Origin of the sequence: Phyllobacterium sp., assembly GCF_037994405.1 — a bacterium.
Taxonomy (GTDB): Bacteria; Pseudomonadota; Alphaproteobacteria; order Rhizobiales; family Rhizobiaceae; genus Phyllobacterium.
In genome coordinates, this window is sequence record NZ_JBBNAN010000141.1 from 1 (window position 1) to 3,880 (window position 3,880).

Annotated in this window: 4 protein-coding genes and 1 pseudogene; 2 read left to right on the plus strand and 3 right to left on the minus strand. The window is 58.5% G+C overall.

Translation table 11 applies throughout. The features are described 5' to 3' along the window. Positions 1 to 395, plus strand: a 395-nt coding sequence (locus AAAC48_RS08715) for a CHAD domain-containing protein (RefSeq protein WP_340653804.1), incomplete at its 5' end; no start/stop codon positions are given. Between the two features lie 296 nt (positions 396 to 691). Here the strand turns inward: AAAC48_RS08715 and AAAC48_RS08720 are convergent. Further along, a complete protein-coding gene (locus tag AAAC48_RS08720; RefSeq protein ID WP_340653805.1) occupies positions 692 to 997 on the minus strand; it encodes a hypothetical protein in 306 nt (101 codons plus the stop codon). 157 nt (positions 998 to 1,154) lie between these two features. Here AAAC48_RS08720 and AAAC48_RS08725 point away from each other — a divergent pair, with 157 nt between their 5' ends. Further along, positions 1,155 to 1,949 (plus strand): TIGR01458 family HAD-type hydrolase, encoded by a 795-nt coding sequence (locus AAAC48_RS08725; RefSeq protein ID WP_340653807.1) that lies wholly within the window; start codon positions 1,155 to 1,157, stop codon positions 1,947 to 1,949. A 35-nt stretch (positions 1,950 to 1,984) separates the two neighbouring features. Here the strand turns inward: AAAC48_RS08725 and ftsZ are convergent. Both ftsZ and AAAC48_RS08735 read right to left on the minus strand, forming a co-directional pair. Next, a pseudogene (gene ftsZ / locus AAAC48_RS08730) lies at positions 1,985 to 3,031 on the minus strand (cell division protein FtsZ); the annotation flags it as partial. A 339-nt stretch (positions 3,032 to 3,370) separates the two neighbouring features. Beyond that, positions 3,371 to 3,784 carry a DoxX family protein gene (locus AAAC48_RS08735; protein ID WP_340653806.1) on the minus strand — a complete coding sequence of 138 codons (414 nt, stop codon included), beginning with the start codon at positions 3,782 to 3,784 and terminating at the stop codon, positions 3,371 to 3,373. Positions 3,785 to 3,880 lie beyond the last annotated feature (96 nt).

A 3,880-nucleotide genomic window follows, 5' to 3' on the forward strand; every position in this document is an offset into this window, starting at 1 on the left:
GGCCGGAGGCGCGCCACAAGCTGCGGATCTTCCTGAAAAAGCTGCGGTATTCTGCGGAGTTTTTCCTGCCGCTCTATTCCAACAAGACTGCGACCAGAAAATACATCAAGCAACTGTCCCGGCTGCAAGATGGATTGGGTGAGGCCAACGACGTCATAACCTCACGGACGCTGCTGTCGGATATCCGGGACAGCGTGCACAGCCCCGATGTGCATCGTGCCATTGGCGCCGTGACCGGCTGGCAAGGTCATCTCGAGCTTGCCGGAGCCGAACGGCTGCACGACAGATGGCGCAAGTTCAAACGCACTGCCCCGTTCTGGCCTTGCGGAGATATCTTGCCTTCGACAAGCGTCGCTGTCTCCCGTTACGCATCGCGCAGCGGGCTGCAGTTTTGAAAGATCGTTGAAGACGCGATCGTTGAGCTTATATGAACAATTCCGGGAACTGGACAAATCGGCACCAGCAATGTGTTCCCTGATGGCGCTGTTCAAATGGAGGTTGCGAGCATGATACGTATCATACCGTTTTTGGTAACCGCCCTGGTTCTGCTGACTGGCTGCCAGACTTCCAGTGGTGTCGGCCCGCTGGTGTTTTGTGATCGTCCCGGTGACCACAACGCGCGAGCTATCCCCAATTGCACCCCGCGCATTGGTAATGAAGCTCCATAAGGATCATATTAACAGGTGCTGACCTAGAGCTGATCGTTGTAGGGCCGCTTTGTTTCGCCGACCATTTTAGCAAGATGCGAGAAAGACCACGGTGTGTCGGCCCCTGAACTGTTTGCAAGTTGAAGCAGGCGGATCGGGAAGCAGACTGCATCACGATTGGCTGGCGAGAGCTGTTCGACCGCCCGGTCGTCGCCAACAGCGACGGCTTCGGCCTTGCGCAGCGCAGTGTCGATCTCAGCGTCGGTGAGCAAACCTTTCGCGACGAGCGAGCGATTGATAGCTGCAATGGCGAGGCAAAGGCCTTCGAGCTGAAGATTGGCGGTGTTCATGGTCGTTCCCCAACTAGTGGCTGACACCATATCAACGCAGATCAGCCCGAAATGATCCGAAGAAAGACCAGAAAGACTTTGGAGCGTTTTTCCATGCGCCCGTCGCCACTCTCTGAAGGATTTGACGCACGACCCGTTCCGTGTTCATTCTGCTGCGATGATTAGCGGTGTCCTTCTGGATCTTGCGGGCGTCATTTATGATGGCAAAGCGGCGGTGCCGGGCGCAACCGGAGCTGTTGCCCGCTTGCGTGAGGCCGGTCTTCCTGTCCGCTTCATAAGCAACACGACGCGCTCGCCCAAGCAGGCCGTTCTAGATCAGCTCGACAAGCTTGGCCTTCCCGTTACGGACGGCGAGCTGTTCACGCCAGCGCATGCCGCGTGCGAATGGCTTCGCCAACACCATCGGTCGCCGCACCTGCTGGTTCACCCGGATCTGGTCCGGGATTTTCACGATCTTGCGGACAGCGAGGGCCTGGCGGTCATCGTCGGCGATGCGGGTGAGGCTTTCGACTATCCGGCGCTGAACAACGCCTTTCGTGCGTTGATCGCCGGCGCGGAATTTGTGGCGCTCGCACCGAACCGGACGTTCAAGGATGCCGATGGAAAACTCAGCCTTGATGCCGGCCCGTTCGTTACGGCTTTGGAATTCGCAAGCCAGCGGGATGCCATTGTCCTTGGAAAACCCGCGCCCGCATTCTTTTTGTCGGCACTTGCCAGCATGAACTGTCCGCCGTCGCAAGCTGTGATGATCGGCGATGATGCGGAAACCGATGTCGCGGGAGCCCTGGCGGCAGGGCTTGGGCAAGCATTGCTGGTGCGCACCGGCAAGTATCGCCCCGGCGACGAGGATCGATTCAAACCACCACCCACGGCAACAGTCGATGACATTGCCGCAGCGATTGATTGGATAGTGGCAACGCGCCGAAGCGAGGCGACCCAGCCGTTGCTCTAGGGTCAAGACCAGATTAACAGGTCCTGACCCTAGGAAACCTGCCGGCGAAGGAATGGCATCGCGGCAACATTGCTCCCGCTCACCGCCGCCGCTGCACTTTCGAGCGTTGCCGCATCGTCGTGATCGATGCCGGTGGCGACCACTGAAACCCTGAACACGCCTTCAAGTGCGTCGTCGAATGTGGCGCCAAGGATAATGTTGGCCTCGTCGTCGACTTCTTCGCGAATGCGCGAGGCGGCAACATCGACCTCGAACAAGGTCATATCGCGTCCACCGGAAATGGAGACCAGCACGCCTTTCGCGCCTTTCATGGAAGCCACATCAAGCAGCGGATTGGCAATAGCCGCTTCGGCGGCCAATTTCGCCCGGTCCTCACCGGTGCTCTGACCTGTCCCCATCATGGCGCGGCCCATGTCCCGCATGACGGCACGCACGTCGGCGAAATCGAGATTGATCAGGCCTTCGCGGACCATCAGGTCGGTGATGCATGCGACGCCGGAGTAGAGCACCCGATCGGCCGTGGCAAAGGCATCGGCAAAGGTCGTGGCCGCATTGGCGACGCGGAAGAGATTCTGGTTCGGGATCACGATGACCGTGTCAGCACTCGCACGCAGCTCCTTCAGGCCCTCGTCGGCCATCCGCATGCGGCGTGTTCCTTCGAAGGTAAATGGCTTGGTCACAACCGCAACGGTCAAGATTCCCGCGGCGCGTGCGGCACGTGCAATGACCGGAGCTGCGCCGGTTCCCGTTCCGCCGCCCATGCCAGCCGTCACGAAGCACATGTGGGTGCCGGCAAGATGGTCCATGATTTCGTCGATGCATTCTTCTGCCGCTGCCCGTCCGATCTCCGGGGCTGATCCTGCGCCAAGGCCTTGGGTAACATGGGTGCCGAGCTGTATCAGACGGCTCGCCTTGGACATTGTCAGCGCCTGGGCATCCGTATTGGCGACGATGAAATCCGTCCCCTCCAGCTTTTCCCGGATCATGTTGTTGACCGCGTTGCCGCCACCGCCACCCACACCAAAGACGGTAATATTAGGCTTCATCTCGGAGATTTCCGGTTTCCTGAGGTTGATCGACATTTCGGTCCCTTCGCGCGCTGATCTGCCCCGCCGCGGCGTCTATTCGCGGTTTCGTGAATTCCGGTCGGGCGGCGAATCAAACATCGCATTCCGGAATGGCTGCAAAGAATCAGACACGACAGCTGCGCGCAACCCCAATCCGATGATTATCGGGCCGTTGTTACAAAGCTTGATCGCGGAAAACCCGTTCAATCGGTGGGATCGGTGGCAATTTGCGCCGTGGTTGTCCGAAAATGGTGGCTTTCAGTGGTAACGTGGATAGCTGTAACGAGTGACGCCTCACTCCGGTTCTCGAAAACCACCATCTTCGGACAACGCTGATGCCAGTGCCTAAAAATACTAGCGGCTGAAGGGTATGAGCGCGCGCATGCGTTCATCGCGCAGGAAAAGACCGCCCCAGACCATCAGACCGAGATAGACACCGAAGAGCAGGTGGCTGAAGACAGGGCTGCCCACGCGCAATTGCGTGGCTATGGCTCCGCCGAGGTAGCCGGTCAAAAGGATTGCGCCGAGAACGGAAGTTCGCGGCATTGCGTAAAGGATGGTGCAGACAAGTCCAAGCACACCGAGCCCGCGCGCCAGGTTGACGCTGTCAGGATAGCCGAGCTGGGCGTTCGCTTGCATGACGATATCCAGCGGTACGAGCTTAATGCCGCCATCAAAAAGCATGAACAGGATGACGACGCCGCTGAGAATACGCCCAGTCCATATCGCTTTGCTCGAAGAGCGAGCAGTTTGTCCGTTGATTTCCATGACTTTTTTCTCTCATTGGTTTCAAAGTCTTGCTGAAGACTGGCCCAAGGACGGTTGGAAACTGGCTGTCCCGACAATGTCAGTGAGATTTTTACC